This window comes from Sphingomonas kaistensis, assembly GCF_036884275.1.
Classification (GTDB): domain Bacteria; phylum Pseudomonadota; class Alphaproteobacteria; order Sphingomonadales; family Sphingomonadaceae; genus Sphingomicrobium; species Sphingomicrobium kaistense_A.
The window spans coordinates 2,480,198-2,497,539 of the sequence record NZ_CP145607.1 but is presented as its reverse complement, the minus strand read 5'-3'; the positions used below and the strand labels follow the sequence as shown (position 1 = coordinate 2,497,539).

Here is a 17,342-nt window from a genome sequence, read left to right as displayed (position 1 = left end):
AAATACTCTCCTCGTTGAGCGCGCACTAGCCAAGGCGCAGCGCGGATGCCAGTCATGCCCGCGATCAGGAGACTAGCTCATGCGTCAGTTCGCGTTTCTCGGCCTATTTGCCCTTGCCGCCCCGGCCCTTGCCGCCATGCCCGAACAACAGATGATGGCGGCGGCCGGCAAGGTCAGCGAAGCGCGCCTGCGCGCCGATGTCGCGAAGCTGGTCAGCTTCGGCACCCGGCACACCCTGTCGAGCCAGACCGACCCCCGGCGCGGGATCGGCGCCTCGGTGCGCTGGGCGGAAGCAGAGCTGAAGGCGCTCGGCCTCCAGACGCTGCAGACCTGCGACACGGTGACCGGCCGCCGCGTTCCGCAGCCGACCCGGGTCTGCAACGCGGTCGGCATCCAGCGCGGGACCGAGCGACCCAACGACGTGGTGATCATCACCGGCCACATCGACAGCCGCGTCACCGACGTCATGGACGCGACCAGCGATTCGCCCGGCGCCAATGACGACGGCTCGGGCACGACTGCGGTGCTCGAAGCCGCCCGCGCGCTGCGCGGCGCCAAATTCGGCGGGACCATCGTCTATGGCGTGCTGTCGGGGGAAGAGCAGGGGCTGCTCGGCGGCAAGATCCTGGCGGACTATGCCAAGGCGCAGGGCTGGAACGTCGTCGCCAACTTGAACAACGACATCATCGGCAATAGCTGCGGCTCCGACGGCGTGTGCGACAACAAGACCGTGCGGGTCTTTTCCGAAGGTCCGCGCTGGCAGGGCCGCGAAGCACTGGCGAGCGCTCAGCGCAGCCTCGGCGGCGAGAACGACAGCCCGAGCCGCAATATCAGCCGCTTCCTCGATCGCCTGGCCGAACGGCTGCCGCAGATCGGCCTCAACGTCCGCCAGGTCTGGCGCAACGACCGCTTCGGCCGCGGCGGCGATCATACCGAATTCCTCAACGCCGGCTTCCCCGCCGTCCGCTTTTCGGTGTCGGTCGAGGATTACGACCATCAGCACCAGGATCTGCGCACCGTTAACGGCAAGAAATTTGGCGACACCATCGACGAGATGGACTTTCCCTATCTCGCCAAGGTCGTCCGCCTCAACGTCGCCGCGCTGATGGCGATCGCCAACGCCCCGCCGCCGCCGGCGCCGGTTGCGGAAGGCGCGGTCAGCACCGATACGACCGTGACGTGGGCGCCGCTGATTGGAGCCAGCGGATACAAGGTGCACTGGCGCCGGACGGATGAGAACAATTGGACCAAGAGCGGGGGGACGGTCACCGATGTGATCACCAGCAGGGAGACCCCTGCGCCTGCCTTGCCGGCCAATCCCAATCGCCCGTCCAACACTGCGTCCATGGGTCAGGTGCCCGATGGGGCCCAGAAGCAGTCGATCCTGAAGGGCACCCGCGTCGACGACTGGGTGTTCGGAGTCTCTTCGATCGGCAAGGACGGCTGGGAAAGCCCGGTCGCAAGCGCGGTGCCGGGCGGGGCGTTCAAGCCCTATGTGGCGCCAGCGCCGACGGCCCAGTGATCGTCACCCCGGGCTTGACCAGGGGTCCCGCATCTTCTTTGGACCAGTGACCAAGAAGCGGGATCCCGGATCAGATCCGGGATGACGGAGTAAACGAAGCGCCCCTCGATACCGACCTTCCCGCCGTCCAGCGTCCGCTCGCGGGTATCCTGCTGCGCCTGCTCACCGCGGCGCTTCTTGCCATCATGTTCGCCGGCGTGAAGCTGGTGGGCGACCGCGGCGTCCACGTCGTCGAAAGCCTGTTCTATCGGCAGATCGGCTCGGTGGTCTGCGCCACGGGGCTGGTGCTCGCCGGGCCCGGATTCTCCTCGCTTCGGACAAAGCGGGTCGGTGCGCATATCGGGCGGATGGCGCTCGGAATGTCCTCGATGGCGCTCAATTTCCTCAGCTTCCTGCTGCTGCCCCTGGCCGAGGCGACCGCGATCGGATTCACCGTGCCGATCTTCTCGACCATCCTCGCCGCACTGGTACTCGGCGAGGCGACCGGCCGCTGGCGGTGGGGCGCGGTGATCGTCGGCTTTGTCGGGGTCTTGCTGATCGTTCACCCGGGCCAGGGCGCGGTCCCGCTGACCGGCGCCGCGGTGGCCCTGGTCGGGGCCGGCATGACCGCCGCCGTCACCATCGTGATCCGGCGCCTGGGGCAAACCGAACGCGCATCCACCACCGTCTTCTGGTTCGCCGCCAGCAGCTTGGTGCCGCTCGGCCTCCTCATGCTGCATTTCGGCAAGGCGCATGACGCCGGCACCTTCGCCCTTCTTGCCGGCGTGGCGCTCGCGGGCGGACTTGCTCAGCTTACCCTCACCGCCAGCCTCCGCCTCGCCCCCGTCGCGCTGGTGATGCCGATGGACTATAGCTCGCTCCTCTGGGCAAGCCTGCTCGGCATCTGGCTGTTCGGGCAATTTCCCTCCGCTTCCGTCTGGCTCGGCGCGCCGGTGATCATCCTCAGCGGTCTGGTGATCGTCTGGCGGGAACACCATCTCGCCCGGCGCGCTGCTCTTGCGGCGCAGGCCGCCACTTCCGCCTAAGGATCCGAATGACCCGCAAGCCCGTCTCGACCGGTCTCCCGAGCCCCAAGCAGATTCTCGAGTTCATCGAGAAGTCGGGGCAGCCCGCCGGCAAGCGCGAGATCGCCCGCGCCTTCGGCCTTCAGGGCAACGAGAAGATCGCGCTGAAAGCCTTGCTCAAGGACATGGCCGACGAGGGCCTGATCGACAGCGCTCCCGGCCGCGCCTTTCACAAGGCGGGCGGCATTCCCCGCGTCACCGTGCTGCGCATCGTCGCGGTCGAGGAGCAGGCGGTCGCCGTTCCCGACAATTGGCAGGGCGAAGGCCCGCCGCCCAAGCTTCGGGTCATCGAGAAAGGCCGGCGCTCGGCGCTTGCGCTCAACGACCGCATCCTCGCCCGCACCGAGGAGCGGGGGCAGGGCCATGTCGCCCACCTGATGAAAAAACTGCAGCGTTCGGCCGACCTCATCCTCGGCGTCGTCCACGAGGACGAGGCGGGCGCCAAGTGGCTGAAACCCGTCGACAAGCGCGAACGCCGCCAGTTGCCGCTGTCCGACCTTGGCGACGCTGAGGTCGGCGATCTCGTGCTGGCCGAACCTTCGGGCCGACCACCGCGCGTCTCGGCCAAGATCGACGCCGTGCTCGGCGATCCCTTCGCGCCGCGCAGCTTCAGCCTGATCGCCATTCACAAGCACGGGCTGCCCCACGAATTCGCCGCCGAGGTGATCGAGGAAGCGCGCGAGGTATCGACGACCCCGCTCGGCTCCGACCGCGAGGACCTTCGCCACCTGCCGATCGTCGCGATCGACCCCGCCGACGCCCGCGATCATGACGATGCCATCTGGGCCAGCGCGCGCGAAGACGGCGGGTGGGACGCGATCGTCGCCATCGCCGACGTCAGCTTCTACGTTCGTCCCGGCTCCGCCCTCGACCGCGAAGCCCGCCGCCGCGGTAACAGCGTCTACTTCCCCGACCGCGTCGTCCCGATGCTCCCGCACGAATTGTCGTCCGACATCTGCTCGCTGAAGGAAGGCGCCGACCGCGCCGCGCTCGCCTGTCACCTCCACGTCGGCCCCGACGGCGCGCTCAAGGCGCACCGCTTCACCCGCGCCGTGATCCGCGTCGCCGCCAACATCGCCTATGAGGATGCCCAGCGCGCCATCGACGGCGAAGGCGGGGTCGAGCCCGAGCTGCTCGCCACGGCGCTGAAGCCCCTGTGGGACTGTTGGAAGGCCCTCTACGCCGCCCGCCAGAAGCGCGAACCGCTTGAGCTCGACCTGCCCGAGCGACAGGTCGTCCTCGATGAAAAGGGCCGCATCATGTCGGTCGCCCCGCGCGAGCGCCTCGACGCGCACAAGCTGGTCGAAGACTATATGATCGCCGCCAACGTCGCGGCCGCCAAGGCGCTGGAGGCGAAGAAAGCCCCGGTCATGTACCGCGTCCACGAAACGCCGGGCCGCGAGAAGCTGACCGCGCTCAAGGATTATCTCGCGACCTTCGGGATGGAGTTTGCGCTCGGCCAGGTGATCAAGCCCGCCACCTTCAACCGCATCATCGCCAAGGTCGGTGAGGGCGATTCGCTGCCCGAGATCACCGAACAGATCCTTCGTACCCAGACCCAGGCGCGCTATTCGCCCGACCCGCTCGGTCACTTCGGGCTGGCGTTGCCATCTTACGCCCACTTCACCTCGCCGATCCGCCGCTACGCCGACCTCCTCGTCCACCGGGCATTGGTCAGCCATTACAAGCTCGGCGACGGCGGCCTTCCGCCCGAGGATGCGATCCGCTTTACTGAGATCGGCGAGCTCATCTCCATGCTCGAGCGGCGCGCGATGGAGGCGGAGCGCGAGACCATCGACCGCTATGTCGCGGCCTATCTTTCCGACCATGTCGGCCAGCTCCTCGACTGCCGCATTTCGGGCGTCCAGCCGTTCGGTTTCTTCGCCACGGTCGAGGGGCTCGGCGGCGACGGCCTGATCCCCGCCGCCGATCTCGGCCAGGAATATTTCCGCTACGACGAAGCCTCGCGCCAGCTGATCGGCGACGAAACAGGCGAAACCTATCGCGTCGGCCAGCGCCTCCAACTGCGCCTCGCCGAAGCCAATCCGGCCAGCGGTGCGCTCCGGTTCGAGCTTCCCGAAGGTAGCTACGGCCGTGGCCCGACCGATCGCCGCGACCGCGTTCACAAACCCGTCATGGGTCGCCGCGGTCGCCCCGCCAACATCCGCCATCAGGGCCGCAAGAAGCGCTGACCTTTATTGGGCTTTAGGGGAGGAAGAGGAACCGGGCCAACGGACGGCTGGTTTGCAGACGCATTGGCCTTGCAGGGCCTCGCATCTTCAACTCATCGACAGGAACCCCAATGCCCAAGACCATCGCCGTTCTCCGCGGAAGCCCCCGCGCCGACAGCCTGACCAAGAAGCTTGCTCGCGGGATCGAGCTTGCGGTGGGCGACCGGCTGACGTTCAAGGACATCGAGATCCACGACCTGCCGCTCTACAATCCCGACCACGAAAAGGATCAGCCGCATCCCGCTTGGGACGCCTTTCGCGCCGCGGTGAAGGAATGCGACGGCCTGCTGTTCGTGACCCCCGAATGGAACCGCTCGATCCCCGGTGGCCTCAAGAATGCGATCGACATCGGTTCGCGGCCTTATGGCGAGGGCGTGTTCCAGAAGAAGCCCACCGCGGTCGTCAGCCAGTCGTCGGGCGGAACCGGCGGTTTTGGCTGCAATCACCACCTTCGCCAGTGCCTTGTCCACCTCGACGCGATCGTGCTCGGCCAGCCCGAAATGTACGTCGGCAACCTGTCGGCCGACAAGTTCGGCGAGGATGGCCGGGTTAGCGACGAGGGTCTGGCCAAGCTGATCGACGGCTTTGCCGACACCTTCGTCGCATGGGTCGACAAGCAGGGCTGATCACAGCCGCGGCAGCGTGACGCCCTGCTGGCCCTGATACTTGCCCGCGCGGTCGGCATAGCTGACCTCGCACGGCTCATTGCCCTTCAGGAACAGGAACTGGCACGCGCCTTCGTTGGCGTAGATCTTGGCGGGGAGCGGCGTGGTGTTGCTGAATTCCAGCGTCACATGCCCCTCCCATCCGGGCTCGAGCGGGGTCACGTTCACGATGATCCCGCACCGCGCGTAGGTTGATTTGCCCAGGCAAATCACCAGCACGTCGCGCGGCACCCGGAAATACTCCACCGTCCGGGCCAGCGCGAAGCTGTTGGGCGGGATGATGCACACGTCGGTCTTGCGATCGACGAAGCTGTTGGCGGCGAAGTCTTTGGGGTCGACCACCGCCGAATCGACGTTGGTGAAGATCTTGAACTCGTCGGCGACGCGGGCGTCATAGCCGTAGCTCGACAGGCCGTAGCTGATGCACCCGTCGCGGCGCTGCGCCTCGACGAACGGCTCGATCATGCGGTGGGATTGCGCCTGCTCGCGGATCCAGCGGTCGGAAAGAATGCTCATGGATGACGCTTAGCCGCGCGTTCAACGGTTCGTCGATTCCCGCCGCGCGGTTTTCCGCCGAGCCCACGATATCCCCGTTATCCACAGCTTGGCGGCGCGGCGGAAAGGCGTATCAGCGGCTCCAACATGGCCGAAATCCTTCTTCACCCGGGCGCCGGACCCGCCGAGACCCCGGTCCAGCAACTCCCCTGCAACGTCGAAGCCGAAGCCGCGCTGCTGGGCGCGCTGCTGCTCGACAACCGGCTGGTCGAGGACGTCCAGCTCAAGCTTCGTGCCGATCATTTCTTCGAGCCGCTCCACGGCCGCATCTACGAAGCGATTCTGCGCCTCACCGATCGCAACATGATCGCCAATCCGGTCACGCTGAAGCCCCTGTTCGAAGCGGACGAGGCGATGAAGCAGGTCGGCGGACCGTCTTATTTGGCCCAGCTGACCGGCTCGGGCGCGGCGCTGATCGCGGCGCGCGATTTCGCGCACCAGATCTACGATCTCGCCCTGCTCCGCAGCCTGGTCGCGGTCGGCCGCGATCTCGTCACCGGCGCGCTCGACACCTCCGAAGACGTCAAGCCGCTCGAACAGATCGAACGCGCCGAAACCGAGCTCTACAAGGTCGCCGAACAGGGCGGCGGCGAGGGCAAGGTCAAGACCTTCGCCGACGCGTCCAAGGAAGCGCTGCTGATCGCCGAGGCCGCGCTCAACTCGGGCGGCGCGCTATCGGGCATCACCACCGGCCTCACCGACGTCAACGCGCGGATGGGCGGCATGCACCGTTCCGACCTTATCATCCTCGCCGGGCGCCCGGGCATGGGCAAGACCTCGCTTGCCACCAACATCGCCTTCAACGCCGCGCGGCGGATGCTGCAGGACCTGGCCGATGGCATCGCACCCGAACGCTCGGCCGGCGCCGCGGTAGCGTTTTTCAGCCTCGAAATGTCGGCCGACCAGCTCGCCACCCGCGTGCTTGCCGAACAGAGCAACATCCCGGGCACGCAGATCCGCACCGGCAACATGAACTTGAATGAATTCCGCGAATTCGCCCGGGTCGCGGCGGAGTTGAACAGCCTGCCCCTCTACATCGACGATACGCCCGGCCTGACCATTGCCGCGCTGCGCGCCCGCGCCCGCCGATTGAAGCGGCAGAAGAACATCGGGCTGGTGATCGTTGACTACCTCCAGCTCCTGTCGGGTGGCGGCAAGTCCAACGACGGCAATCGTGTGCAGGAGATTTCCGAGATCAGCCGCGGCCTCAAGAGCCTGGCCAAGGAGCTGCACGTCCCCGTCGTAGCCCTGTCGCAGCTCAGCCGTGCGGTCGAACAGCGCGAGGACAAGCGGCCTCAGCTCTCGGACCTGCGCGAATCAGGCTCGATCGAGCAGGACGCCGACATGGTCTGGTTCATCTATCGCGGCGACTATTACCTGATGGCCAAGCAACCGCCCGACGACCATCCCGACCTGCCCGGCTGGCAGGAGGAAATGGCCAAGATCTACGGCACCGCCGAACTGATTATCGCCAAGCAACGCCACGGCGCGACGGGCAAGGTCAAGCTCAAGTTCGACGCGCGGATCACCAAGTTCACCGATCTGGTGGAAGAAGGCCACGCGCCCGAATTCCACTAGGCGGCCGCCCGGGGGTGGGCCGCGGGCCGGATGCGCTTCAGACGCTCCGGCCCGCTCTGGCCTTCAATCCTCCAGCATGTTGGGGTCGCGAAGACCTTCGCCGATCGTGGCGCGCGCGATCTCGCTTTCGCTGCTGGTCACCGGATAAGCGCAATAATCCGCCGCATAAGCCGCGCTCGGGCGATGATTGCCGCTGAGGCCCACGCCGCCGAACGGGGCATTCGACGGCGCGCCATTGGTCGGCTTGTTCCAGTTGATCACGCCGGCGCGAACCTCGCTCCAGAAGCGGTCGAACTGTTCGGGCGACCCGCCGACCAGGCTCGCGGCAAGGCCAAAGCGCGTGTTGTTGGCTTCGGCAATCGCTTCCTCGAAGCTGGCGACCCGGATTAGCTGCAACGCCGGTCCGAAGACCTCCTCGTCGGGGCGGTCCGAGACATCGGTGACGTCGATCAGCGCCGGGGTCAAAAAAGGCTTGTCCTCCTCCGGTCGGTCGAGCCGGCGGATTACCCGCCCGCCCTTAATCATCAGGTCGAGGAACTGGCTTTGCACCTGATCGGCGGCGGCATTGTCGATCACCGGCCCCATGAAGGGCTGCGGGGTGGCGAACGGCTCGGAGACGATCAGCCGGTCCATCAACTTCAGCATCGCCTTGACCAAGGCGTCGGCAGCAGTCCCATCGCGAACGATCAACCGCCGCGCCGCGGTGCAGCGTTGCCCGGCCGAGAGAAACGCCGACTGCACCGCGATGGTCGCCGCGGCCTCGACGTCGGCTGCGTCCCACATCACCAGGGGGTTGTTGCCGCCAAGCTCGAGCGCAAGAATTTTGCTGGGCGTCTCGGCGAACTGGCGGTGAAGCGCCTGTCCCGCCCGGGCCGAGCCGGTGAACAACAGCCCGTCGATGCCATCCTGCCCGGCCAAGGCGCGACCTTCGTTCGGACCGCCGATGAGCAGCCGAACGGCGCCCTCCGGCACGCCCGCCTCATGGTACAGGCTGACCAACATCTCGCCGACCGCCGGCGTCTTTTCGGACGGCTTGAACACAACCGTATTGCCCGCCAGCAGCGCGGGCACGATGTGGCCGTTGGGCAGATGCGCCGGGAAATTATACGGGCCAAGCACCGCCAGCACGCCGTGAGGCTTGTGCCGCACCGCGATCTTGGATCCCAGCGCCGCTTCCTGCCGCGTCGTCCCGGTCCGCTGCATGTAAGCTGCGATCGAGATGTCGACCTTGTTCACCACCGCGCCGACCTCGGTCTTGGCTTCCCACAAGGGCTTGCCCGTTTCGGCCGCGATCAGCCGCGCGAACTCGGCCTCGCGGGCGCGCACCGCATTGGCGAAGCGGCGCAGCGTTTCGGCACGGTAGGTGACTGATTGGGCGGCCCAAGCGGGGAAAGCGTCGCGCGCGGCAGCGACCTCGGCCGCAGCATCGCCGGGTTCGCCGGTCCAAAGGGTGGCTCTGGTCGCCGGCTCGAAAGAGATGAGGGTCATACGGGCTCGTTGGAAGCCGAGGGCGCGCGCGGCGTCAAGGCGTCACCCATGCGCCGGATCGCCGTCACCTTGGCATTGAACGGGCTCCAGTCGTCGCGGTCAGCGATCGCCGCCCAGATCGATTCCACCTCGTCGATCAGCATCGAGCAGGGTTCCTCGTCGCGCCAATAGGCATGACTGCGGTCTCCGCGTCGGGCGCCGATCGCGTCGGCCAGCGCGTCGAAGGCGGGATCGGCGTACGCCTCTCCCGCGGGCCGTTCGCCCCCGCGCCAGTCGAAGAAGAAGCGATCGATCCCGACCGTCTTCCTGCCCAGCGCCGCCACCGCCGCACGCGCGATTAGTCGATCCTCTTCGCCGCTGGCCGGTGCCAGCCCCAGCCGCCTCACCATCCCCGCCGCCAGCGCGGCGTGGAAATGGCCGGCAAAGCCTTCGAGGCTGGTTTGCAGGCCCTCGTGCCCGTCGGTCAGCAGCGCGAGACACCCCGCAAGCTGCGCTAGGTTCCACTGGACCGCCTCCGGTTGCCGCCCGAAGGCGTAGAGCCCGGAATGATCGAAATAGGCCGCGGTGAAGCCCGGCTCCCAATCCGGCGCGAACCGCCATGGGCCATAGTCAAAGCTCTCGCCGGTGATGTTGATGTTGTCGGTATTGAGCACCCCGTGGACGAACCCCGCCACCATGAAGCTCGCCGCCAGCGCCGCCGTTCGCTCCACGACCAAAGCGAACAACCGCTCCGGCCCCGCGTCCGCCGGCTCGCCGTACAGATGCTCGAGGCAATAGCGGGCCAGCCTCTCCAGCCCCTCGACATCGTCGTTAAACGCCAGCCGCTGGAAGGTGCCGATGCGGATGTGCCCGTGGCTGAGGCGCGTCAGCACCGCCGAGCGGGTAGGGGAGGGCTCGTCATTGCGTTCCAGTTCCTCGCCCGTCTCGAACAGGGCGAAGCTGCGGCTGGTCGCAACGCCCAGCGCTTGCAGCATCTCGGTCGCCAGCACCTCGCGAACGCCGCCTTTCAAGGTCAGGCGGCCATCGCCGAACCGGCTCCACGGCGTCTGGCCCGACCCCTTGGTGCCAAGGTCCATCAACCGGCCAGCGTTGTCGCGCAGTTGGGCGAATAGAAACCCACGTCCGTCGCCGAGCTCGGGATTGTAGGAGCGGAACTGGTGGCCATGATAGCGCAGCGCCAGCGGCCGCTCGAGATTGCCTTCGAGCGGCTCGAACCGGCAGAAATGCCTCGCCCAGTCGACGTCAGCGAGCCCAACCTCCGCCGCTGCGCGCTCGTTCAGGAAGCGCGCGGTGCAGGCGGGAAAGTTCGCTGCGCGCACAGGGTCATAGAAGCTGTTCCCAAGCTCCAGGATGCGTGGATCGGGTCGGTAGGGTTGCACAGGCGTCATCTTGTCCGGATAGAGGCGGGGCAGAAAAAACGGGAGCAGCCACGTGGCGCGGTACGAGGACCGGAACTACAACAGCACGGACGGCCTTCGGCTCCATTATCGCGATTATGCTGGGGGCGATCCCAATCAGCCGCCGATCCTGTGCCTTCCGGGTCTCACCCGCAACGCGCGCGATTTCGAACCGGTGGCGGAGCGCTTCGCCGGCGAATGGCGTGTCCTCGCGCTTGATTTCCGTGGCCGCGGCGGGAGCGCGCCTGACCCCGATCCGTCGCGCTACATGCCGGCGACCTATGCCCGCGACGTGATCAAGCTTCTCGATCAACTCGGCATCGCCGACGCGGTGTTCATCGGCACTTCGCTCGGCGGGCTCGTCACCATGCTGATCGCGGCGATGGAGAATGAGCGGATCGCCGGCGCCGTGCTCAACGACATCGGGCCCGAGGTGTCGCCCGAAGGCATCGAGCGCATCCGCACCTATGTCGGCAAGCCCGTGACCTGGGAAAGCTTCGCCGATGCCGGCGCCTCGATGCGGGAGCGGATGGGCGATGTGTATCCGCGCTGGGACGCGACCGAGTGGGAACGCTTCGCCCGCCGCTGCTGCCGCGAGGAAGGCGCGCATGTAGTCTACGACTATGACATGCGCATCGCCGAGCCCTTCGCCCAGGCCAATGAAGCCACCCAGCCCGACCTGTGGCCCTGGCTCGACCATCTCAAGGGCCGCCCGGTGACCATCCTGCGCGGCGCCACCAGCGACCTCTTCACCGCCGCCACCGCCGACCGCATGGTCAGCGAGCTTGGGGCCGGGGCCGAACTGGTGACCATCGACGACGTCGGTCACGCGCCCAGCTTCGACGAACCCGAAAGCATTGCCGCCGTCGAACGGCTGCTGACGCGGGTGAAAGGCTGATCCGAGCGTTCCGCTGAGCGAGTGCAATCTGCTGTTGATCGCACCTCGCTAGGCCTAATCGACTTTATTTATGCTGCAGTGCAGCAAAGTCGTCTCGCGAACGGTTGAACCCCTGCTGCCTTGTGCGCAGGAGAAAGATTATCCCCGGCCTTCACGACACCATCACGCGGTTGAGCACCCTACGGAGCCGCTTCGCCAACCAGTCAGATCCCGTCCGCGACGATCGTCTTGAAGAGATGACCGGGTTCGGCGCGAACCCCGGCAATCTCATCGCCCGCACTTACCGACCCGAAAGCCTTGCCGAGGGCGCGCCGCTGGTGGTCGTCCTGCATGGCTGCACCCAGTCCGCCGGCAGCTACAACCGCGGCGCCGGCTGGACCAGCGCGGCGGACGAGAATGGCTTTGCACTCCTGTTTCCCGAGCAGCAGCGGGCCAACAATCCCAATCTCTGCTTCAACTGGTTCGCGCCCACCGACACCAAACGGGGCAGCGGCGAAGCGGCGTCGATCAGCCAGATGGTCCAGACCTTTTGCGAGCGCCATGCGTTGGATCCGGCCCGTGTCTTCATCACCGGTCTGTCCGCCGGCGGCGCGATGACCGCTGCCATGCTCGCCAGCTATCCGGAGCTCTTTGCAGGCGGCGCGGTGATCGGCGGGCTGCCGGTCGGCACCGCTTCGACCGTGCCGGAAGCGTTCGAGCGGATGCGGGGACAGGCGGCGTTTCGCCCGGGGCAGCTCGCCGAACTGATCCGCTCCGCATCGACGCATCAGGGTGACTGGCCCACCCTATCGGTATGGCATGGCAGCAGCGACGCCACGGTGGACGCCAGCAACGCCGCAGCCCTGGTCGAACAATGGCGCGGTTTGCACGGGGTCGAAGCGGCTCCGACCACGACCGACCGGATCGGCAATCACCTGCGCCGCGCATGGTCAAATCGCGATGGCATCGAGGTAATCGAGGAATATGTGATCCCGGGCATGGGCCACGGCACGCCGATCCACGCAGTCGCGGCCAATCAGGGCGAGGAAGTCGGTCCCTACATGCTGGACGTCGGAATTTCCTCGACCCGTCGCCTCATTGCCTTCTGGAAACTGGACGGCGAGCGCCCGTCGGTACGCAAGGCAGCATCTCCGAATGTGACCCAAACCCGGGAGCTTGCCGCGATGGCCCCCGTTCGTCGCCCGTCACGACCGCAGTCGCGGCAACCGGTCGCGAGCAGCAAGGTTCAGGACGTCATTGAAAAGGCGCTGCGCACTGCCGGCCTGATGAAATAAACTCGACGCTCAGGCGGTGATCCGCCGCAGCTTGTCGAGCGCGGGTGCGTCGCCTTCTTCCTGCGCGATGGTCGACACGAACTTGCCGTCGCGCCCGAACAGCAAAACTTGGCTGCCGTGATCCACGGTATAGCCGCCCGGCGCCTCCTTGTTAGGGGTCCGCGCCTGATAGATGGCGTGGGTCTTCGCCACCGCCGAGACCTGCTCCTCGCTGCCGGTCAGGCCGATGATCGGCGTGCCGAACAGCCCAACATAATCGCCGACCACCTTCGGCGTATCGCGCGCCGGGTCGACCGACACGAACACGATGTCGAATGCCCCGTCGCCCTTGCCGAGCTCGCGCCGCAGCTTGGCGAGCTTGCCGAGCGTATTGGGACAGACGTCCGGGCAATTGGTGAAGCCGAAGAACATCGCATACGGCCGCCCGGCCAGCGCTTGCCGGCTGTCGAACGGCTGGCCATCGGTGCCGGTCAGCGTGAACGGCCCGCCGAGCTGGAACCCCGGCATCGCGGGATCGGCGCGGCTGGTGACCCTCGGCCCGTCGGCCCGGAACAGCAGTAGCGCGGCAAAACCGAGCGCGGCCAGGCCAACCAGCGACCACAGTATCAGCCGCAGCGTCCTGATCCGCGTCGACGGCCCAGCCTCAGTGGCCACCATGACCTCCCGCCGCCGGACCCTGCGCGCCGGGTGGCAGCACCGGCAGGCTCGCCCGCACCAGCCCGGCCTTTTCGAACCGCAGCGTCAGCGGAAGCCTGCTGCCCGGTTTGAGCGGCGCTTTGAGCCCGCTCAGCATGATATGCAGCCCGCCGGGCTTCATGCTGATAATTCCGCCGCTCCCCACCGGCACCGCGCCCGCCGCGCGCATCCGCATCACGCCGCCGTTGTTCTGGCTGTCGTGAACCGACACGCTCGCCGCTGCCGGGCTGCTCGCGCCGATCAGCCGATCGGCCGCGCCGCCGTTGTGGACGCTGACATAGGCCGCGCTGCTGCCGACCCCGGCGCGGGCCCAGCCGCTGACATGGAGGGCAGGGGCCTTGGCCGCCGCCGGTACCGCCAGCGCGAGCGCGGCGGCGAGAAAGGAAAAGCTCTTCATCGGCGCGCATTTAGGGCGCGGCGGCAGCTTCCACAACGCCGGCTTAGACGGCTTCCACCGTCTCCACCTCGGGGACGTAATGACGGATGAGGTTTTCGACCCCGCGCTTCAACGTCACCGCCGAGCTCGGGCAGCCCGCGCACGCGCCCTGCATGGCAAGGAACAGGGTGCCGCCCTTGTAGCCGCGATAGACGATGTCGCCGCCGTCCTGCGCGACCGCCGGACGCACGCGCGTCTCGAGCAGATCCTTGATCTGCGCCACGATCTCGGCGTCGGCCGGATCCTCGTCGAAGCTCGCTTCCTCGTCCCCGGCGACATGAATGCCCCCAGCGCTGCCTGCCCGAAACAGCGGCGCGCCCGAGACGAAATGATCGAGCAGGATCTGCACCACGTCGATTTCCAGCCCGGCCCAGTCGACGTCGGGAGTCGCGGTCACCGACACGAAATCACGCCCGAAGAATACGCCCTCGACATCGCCCGTCGCGAACAGGGCCTCGGCCAGCGGACTTGCCGCCGCGCTTTCCGCATCGGGAAAATCGCGGCTGCCTGCTTCCATCACGGTGGAGCCCGGCAGGAATTTGCGGGTCGACGGGTTGGGTGTCTGTTCGGTGGTGATCAACATGATCGCCATGTGGCGAAGAAGCCGCCCGGCTTCAACCGCGCGGCGGTCATTCCGGGAGGATATCGACCCGCCGGTTCTGGATCTCGCGCACGCCGTCGGCCGTCGGCACGAACGGATTGTCCTCGCCTTCGCTGACAACCGTCAGGGCGGCGCGGGGCACGCCGCGGGCGACCAGGGCATCGGCCACGACCTGCGCCCGGCCCAGCGCAAAGCGCCGATTGACCGCGGCGCTGCCGGGGCGATCGCTATGCCCGGTAATCCGCAAACGCGTTCCGCCCGCCGCCGTCTTGGCGGCTTCGTCGAGCACCGGTTCCCATTCGCGGCGAATTTCCCGGCCCCCGCTGTCGAAGAAGATCATCATCGGCGCGGGCGGGGCAGCAGCCTGCGCGGACGCGAGCAGGGCGAGAAACGACGTCAGCATGGAAGGAATGTATGTCAGACCCGCGGGCCGCTTGCCACGAGAAAGAGCAGGATGCCTCAGGCGGCGGTGGCGGTCGCTTCGCACGCCGCGGCACGAGCGGCGAACTGACGGGCGAGCTTGGCATGCCATTCACGGGCCGCGGCGGTCATCGAACGACTTGCGGCAGTCCGCTCTTCCGCGGCTCTCCGGGCATAATAGCGCTGGTTCGATTCCATTCTTTGCGGCTCCACGAACAAGGGCGAGCGGTGCTCCCAATCGAAGAGTTGCGCGCCAATGGTGGATAAAGGGTTAATATCCACAAGCGTCCCAAGCCGGAACAGTTCGTTGCAGATGAGTGACAGTCGGCACGGTTTCGCAGATCATCGCTGAAACCGAACGACTCGCCGTCCGTTGATGGGTCGAACGCAACTTTTGGAGCGAGGGGGAAGCCACAATGCTGACTTCGAGCATGACGACGATGAAAAGCTACAATCCCACCCTTCGCGGCTACCACGCCGTGTACCGCGAGAATGCGGTCAATCATTGCCCCGGCTGCGGCCGGACGCACTGGCTGATCGGCCGCATGCTTGCCGAATGCGGTTTCTGCCATACCGCGCTGCCGCTGTCCGAAAGCTATTCGCGCAGCGCCGCCTCACCGATGTTCCGTCATGGGACGGGGGGCCTCAGCAAAGCGGCCTGACTTCTCGCGACTCCGGCCGATTTCTGCTATAAAGAGATCATGGCCGGAGCCGCACTTCTGCTTGCCCTTGCGCTCAGCGCGCCTGGCCCCTTCACGCTGGTGAATGGCACCGGCACCACTATCACATCCTTGTCGATCCGCGCCGCCGATGGGCGGGGCAACTGGCGTGCGCTGGGCGGTCCGTTCGTCGCTCGTCAGCGCAGCCCCATGCCCGCGCCCGGTGGAGACCTGTGCGCCTTTGACCTCCGCGCCCGCGTCGACGGGGCGGAGTTCACCTGGTCGTCGGTCAATCTGTGCGACGTGCGAAGCGTGACGCTGAACCGGCGTCCCGACGGAACCCTCTGGGTCGATTACGACTGATCGGCCGAAGTCGCCGCGCGGTGGTCACCGCCCGGACCGGGGCGGGGCGCAGCGTGGCCGAAGCCTTGGGCGTTGCGTCGAGCAGCTTGGCCCCCGCGACGAACACTACCAGGCAGCAGATCACGAAGAACATCCAGCCGATCGCACCCGGATACAGGGTGAGATAATGCTTGCCGCGCTCTGCGGCGCCCAGCGCGATCGCCCAGGTCACCGCCCAGGCTTCCCACCGGGTCCTGATCGTGAACAAGCGGCCAATCCGCCGCGCGACGCCATTCGCCTTCATACCCATGGTTAAGCAACGGGCGTGCCAATGGCGGTGTTCCGCCCTTTTTGCGTTAAGGATATTCCTTACCTGTCAATTAACCCGACTCTTTTGGGACGGGGTGGCTTTCACCCGGCGGGCGCAGCGCCTAGATGCGGCTTTGAAAGCTCCATGTCCAAGACCGCGCCGCCCTCTCCCGAATTCGACAAGAAGAAGATCGTGGCCGAAAACCGCCGCGTTCGCTTCGACTATTTCATCGAGCAGAAGTTCGAGGCGGGGATCGCGCTTCAGGGCACCGAGGTGAAGGCGCTGCGCAACGGCGAAGGCTCGATTGCGGAAAGCTACGCCACCGTCGAGGATGAGGAAGTGGTGCTGATCAACAGCCACATTCCCGAATACAAGAACGGCAGCTGGATGAACCACGAGCCGCGCCGCAAGCGCCGGCTGCTGCTCAAGAAGCGCGAGATCGGGCGACTGATGGGCGCGATCAACCGCCAGGGCCTGACCCTCGTCCCGCTGTCGATCTACTTCAACGGCAAGGGCAAGGCGAAGGTCGAACTGGCGCTGGCGCGGGGCAAGAAGGTCCATGACAAGCGCGAAACGATCAAGGAACGCGACTGGAAGCGCGAGCAGCAGCGGCTGATGAAGTCGAATGGCTGATCGCCCCGGCTTCTTCCGCCGGCTCGCCATCAAGGCGACGCCCAGCCGAGAGGAAGTGCTGGAAAGCCGCTGGCTGAAGCCGTTCGGAACGCGGGTCCGTCAGTCGGACCTGTGGCGCTTTACCCGCCGCTCGGTCCCGCGCGGGGTGGCGGCCGGCCTGTTCATCGGGATCTTCCTGATGGTCCCTGGGCTGCAAATTGTCGGCGCAGCGCTGCTGTGCATCCCGCTTCGCGGCAATATCCCGATTGCCGCGGCGATGACCTTTCTGTCCAATCCCGCGACCACGCCGTTTTTCCTGATCGCGGCGCTGGCGCTCGGCAACAAGCTCGGTTTCCACGCCGACCTCGCAGCCTTCAACCAGCTGTACGACAGCGGCGTCGGCGTGCGCGAATGGCTGGCCTGGTTGCTGTCCGACGCGGCCCCGGCGATGGTCACCGGCCTGTTCTTCATCGCCGTCGCCTGTGCGTTCGTCGGCTGGGGAGTGTCGATTGTCTTTTGGCGCTGGTGGGTCGGGGCCAAGTGGCGCAGGCGCGTCCGGCGAGATTTATTCCAGCATAACCACTGACTTAGAAA

The 17,342-nt window shown here is 66.6% G+C and carries 19 protein-coding genes; 11 read left to right on the top strand and 8 right to left on the bottom strand.

Annotation, left to right across the window (positions count from 1 at the left end; genetic code table 11):
* Nucleotides 1-79 precede the first annotated feature (79 nt).
* The 4 genes from V6R86_RS12205 (at nt 80) to V6R86_RS12190 (ending at nt 5,443) form a co-directional block, all read left to right on the top strand.
* Nucleotides 80-1,522 carry a M28 family peptidase gene (locus V6R86_RS12205; protein WP_338504823.1) on the top strand — a complete coding sequence of 481 codons (1,443 nt, stop codon included), beginning with the start codon at nt 80-82 and terminating at the stop codon, nt 1,520-1,522.
* 62 nt (nt 1,523-1,584) lie between these two features.
* The gene (locus V6R86_RS12200) at nt 1,585-2,547 is read left to right on the top strand and encodes a DMT family transporter (RefSeq protein ID WP_425335989.1); all 963 of its coding nucleotides are present in this window, start codon (nt 1,585-1,587) and stop codon (nt 2,545-2,547) included.
* An 8-nt stretch (nt 2,548-2,555) separates the two neighbouring features.
* The gene (gene rnr, locus V6R86_RS12195) at nt 2,556-4,778 is read left to right on the top strand and encodes a ribonuclease R (protein ID WP_338504822.1); all 2,223 of its coding nucleotides are present in this window, start codon (nt 2,556-2,558) and stop codon (nt 4,776-4,778) included.
* 110 nt (nt 4,779-4,888) lie between these two features.
* Complete coding sequence (locus tag V6R86_RS12190) at nt 4,889-5,443, top strand: NAD(P)H-dependent oxidoreductase (protein WP_338504821.1); 555 nt, start codon at nt 4,889-4,891, stop codon at nt 5,441-5,443.
* Here V6R86_RS12190 and dcd read toward each other — a convergent pair whose 3' ends face one another.
* The gene (dcd, locus tag V6R86_RS12185) at nt 5,444-5,998 is read right to left on the bottom strand and encodes a dCTP deaminase (RefSeq protein WP_338504820.1); all 555 of its coding nucleotides are present in this window, start codon (nt 5,996-5,998) and stop codon (nt 5,444-5,446) included.
* Between the two features lie 126 nt (nt 5,999-6,124).
* Here dcd and V6R86_RS12180 point away from each other — a divergent pair, with 126 nt between their 5' ends.
* The gene (locus V6R86_RS12180; RefSeq protein ID WP_338504819.1) at nt 6,125-7,615 is read left to right on the top strand and encodes a replicative DNA helicase; all 1,491 of its coding nucleotides are present in this window, start codon (nt 6,125-6,127) and stop codon (nt 7,613-7,615) included.
* Nucleotides 7,616-7,678: 63 nt separating this feature from the next.
* Here V6R86_RS12180 and astD read toward each other — a convergent pair whose 3' ends face one another.
* Nucleotides 7,679-9,103, bottom strand: coding sequence for a succinylglutamate-semialdehyde dehydrogenase (astD, locus tag V6R86_RS12175; RefSeq protein ID WP_338504818.1), 1,425 nt, complete (start codon nt 9,101-9,103; stop codon nt 7,679-7,681).
* On the bottom strand, nt 9,100-10,491 hold the full coding sequence (locus V6R86_RS12170; protein WP_338504817.1) for a protein adenylyltransferase SelO family protein: 1,392 nt from the start codon (nt 10,489-10,491) through the stop codon (nt 9,100-9,102). The genes astD and V6R86_RS12170 overlap by 4 nt, the downstream gene beginning before the upstream one ends.
* A 43-nt stretch (nt 10,492-10,534) precedes the next feature.
* Here V6R86_RS12170 and V6R86_RS12165 point away from each other — a divergent pair, with 43 nt between their 5' ends.
* Together V6R86_RS12165 and V6R86_RS12160 are read left to right on the top strand one after the other, a co-directional pair.
* On the top strand, nt 10,535-11,398 hold the full coding sequence (locus V6R86_RS12165) for an alpha/beta hydrolase (protein ID WP_338504816.1): 864 nt from the start codon (nt 10,535-10,537) through the stop codon (nt 11,396-11,398).
* A gap of 170 nt (nt 11,399-11,568) precedes the next feature.
* Nucleotides 11,569-12,672 carry an extracellular catalytic domain type 1 short-chain-length polyhydroxyalkanoate depolymerase gene (locus V6R86_RS12160; RefSeq protein ID WP_338504815.1) on the top strand — a complete coding sequence of 368 codons (1,104 nt, stop codon included), beginning with the start codon at nt 11,569-11,571 and terminating at the stop codon, nt 12,670-12,672.
* A gap of 9 nt (nt 12,673-12,681) precedes the next feature.
* On the opposite strand, the gene V6R86_RS12155 is transcribed toward V6R86_RS12160, so the two are convergent.
* From V6R86_RS12155 to V6R86_RS12135, 5 genes are read right to left on the bottom strand one after another with little or no spacing between them, the layout of a single operon-like run.
* A complete protein-coding gene (locus V6R86_RS12155) occupies nt 12,682-13,326 on the bottom strand; it encodes an SCO family protein (protein ID WP_338504814.1) in 645 nt (214 codons plus the stop codon).
* Nucleotides 13,316-13,765 (bottom strand): copper chaperone PCu(A)C, encoded by a 450-nt coding sequence (locus tag V6R86_RS12150; protein WP_338504813.1) that lies wholly within the window; start codon nt 13,763-13,765, stop codon nt 13,316-13,318. Before V6R86_RS12150 ends, V6R86_RS12155 begins: the two co-directional genes overlap by 11 nt.
* A gap of 43 nt (nt 13,766-13,808) precedes the next feature.
* Nucleotides 13,809-14,387: a NifU family protein gene (locus tag V6R86_RS12145; protein WP_338504812.1), complete on the bottom strand. Its 579-nt coding sequence runs from the start codon at nt 14,385-14,387 to the stop codon at nt 13,809-13,811.
* A gap of 46 nt (nt 14,388-14,433) precedes the next feature.
* Nucleotides 14,434-14,808 carry an OmpA family protein gene (locus V6R86_RS12140; RefSeq protein ID WP_338504811.1) on the bottom strand — a complete coding sequence of 125 codons (375 nt, stop codon included), beginning with the start codon at nt 14,806-14,808 and terminating at the stop codon, nt 14,434-14,436.
* Nucleotides 14,809-14,864: 56 nt separating this feature from the next.
* Entirely contained in the window at nt 14,865-15,023 is a 159-nt protein-coding gene (locus V6R86_RS12135) for a hypothetical protein (RefSeq protein WP_338504810.1), read from the bottom strand.
* A gap of 218 nt (nt 15,024-15,241) precedes the next feature.
* Between V6R86_RS12135 and V6R86_RS12130 the strand changes: the two genes are divergently transcribed.
* The 4 genes from V6R86_RS12130 (at nt 15,242) to V6R86_RS12115 (ending at nt 17,334) form a co-directional block, all read left to right on the top strand.
* The gene (locus V6R86_RS12130; protein WP_338504809.1) at nt 15,242-15,487 is read left to right on the top strand and encodes a hypothetical protein; all 246 of its coding nucleotides are present in this window, start codon (nt 15,242-15,244) and stop codon (nt 15,485-15,487) included.
* A gap of 39 nt (nt 15,488-15,526) precedes the next feature.
* A complete protein-coding gene (locus V6R86_RS12125; RefSeq protein ID WP_338504808.1) occupies nt 15,527-15,847 on the top strand; it encodes a hypothetical protein in 321 nt (106 codons plus the stop codon).
* 433 nt (nt 15,848-16,280) lie between these two features.
* Nucleotides 16,281-16,769 carry an SsrA-binding protein SmpB gene (gene smpB, locus V6R86_RS12120; protein WP_338504807.1) on the top strand — a complete coding sequence of 163 codons (489 nt, stop codon included), beginning with the start codon at nt 16,281-16,283 and terminating at the stop codon, nt 16,767-16,769.
* Complete coding sequence (locus V6R86_RS12115; protein WP_338504806.1) at nt 16,762-17,334, top strand: DUF2062 domain-containing protein; 573 nt, start codon at nt 16,762-16,764, stop codon at nt 17,332-17,334. The genes smpB and V6R86_RS12115 overlap by 8 nt, the downstream gene beginning before the upstream one ends.
* The last annotated feature ends 8 nt before the right edge of the window (nt 17,335-17,342 follow it).

Bases quoted from the DNA above. Each gene is read 5' to 3' on its own strand.
- V6R86_RS12205 (WP_338504823.1), top strand. From the start codon at position 80: ATGCGTCAGTTCGCGTTTCTCGGCCTATTTGCCCTTGCCGCCCCGGCC.
- rnr (WP_338504822.1), top strand. From the start codon at position 2,556: ATGACCCGCAAGCCCGTCTCGACCGGTCTCCCGAGCCCCAAGCAGATT.
- V6R86_RS12190 (WP_338504821.1), top strand. From the start codon at position 4,889: ATGCCCAAGACCATCGCCGTTCTCCGCGGAAGCCCCCGCGCCGACAGC.
- dcd (WP_338504820.1), bottom strand. From the start codon at position 5,998: ATGAGCATTCTTTCCGACCGCTGGATCCGCGAGCAGGCGCAATCCCAC.
- V6R86_RS12180 (WP_338504819.1), top strand. From the start codon at position 6,125: ATGGCCGAAATCCTTCTTCACCCGGGCGCCGGACCCGCCGAGACCCCG.
- astD (WP_338504818.1), bottom strand. From the start codon at position 9,103: ATGACCCTCATCTCTTTCGAGCCGGCGACCAGAGCCACCCTTTGGACC.
- V6R86_RS12170 (WP_338504817.1), bottom strand. From the start codon at position 10,491: ATGACGCCTGTGCAACCCTACCGACCCGATCCACGCATCCTGGAGCTT.
- V6R86_RS12150 (WP_338504813.1), bottom strand. From the start codon at position 13,765: ATGAAGAGCTTTTCCTTTCTCGCCGCCGCGCTCGCGCTGGCGGTACCG.
- V6R86_RS12145 (WP_338504812.1), bottom strand. From the start codon at position 14,387: ATGTTGATCACCACCGAACAGACACCCAACCCGTCGACCCGCAAATTC.
- V6R86_RS12140 (WP_338504811.1), bottom strand. From the start codon at position 14,808: ATGCTGACGTCGTTTCTCGCCCTGCTCGCGTCCGCGCAGGCTGCTGCC.
- V6R86_RS12135 (WP_338504810.1), bottom strand. From the start codon at position 15,023: ATGGAATCGAACCAGCGCTATTATGCCCGGAGAGCCGCGGAAGAGCGG.
- V6R86_RS12130 (WP_338504809.1), top strand. From the start codon at position 15,242: ATGCTGACTTCGAGCATGACGACGATGAAAAGCTACAATCCCACCCTT.
- V6R86_RS12125 (WP_338504808.1), top strand. From the start codon at position 15,527: ATGGCCGGAGCCGCACTTCTGCTTGCCCTTGCGCTCAGCGCGCCTGGC.
- smpB (WP_338504807.1), top strand. From the start codon at position 16,281: ATGTCCAAGACCGCGCCGCCCTCTCCCGAATTCGACAAGAAGAAGATC.
- V6R86_RS12115 (WP_338504806.1), top strand. From the start codon at position 16,762: ATGGCTGATCGCCCCGGCTTCTTCCGCCGGCTCGCCATCAAGGCGACG.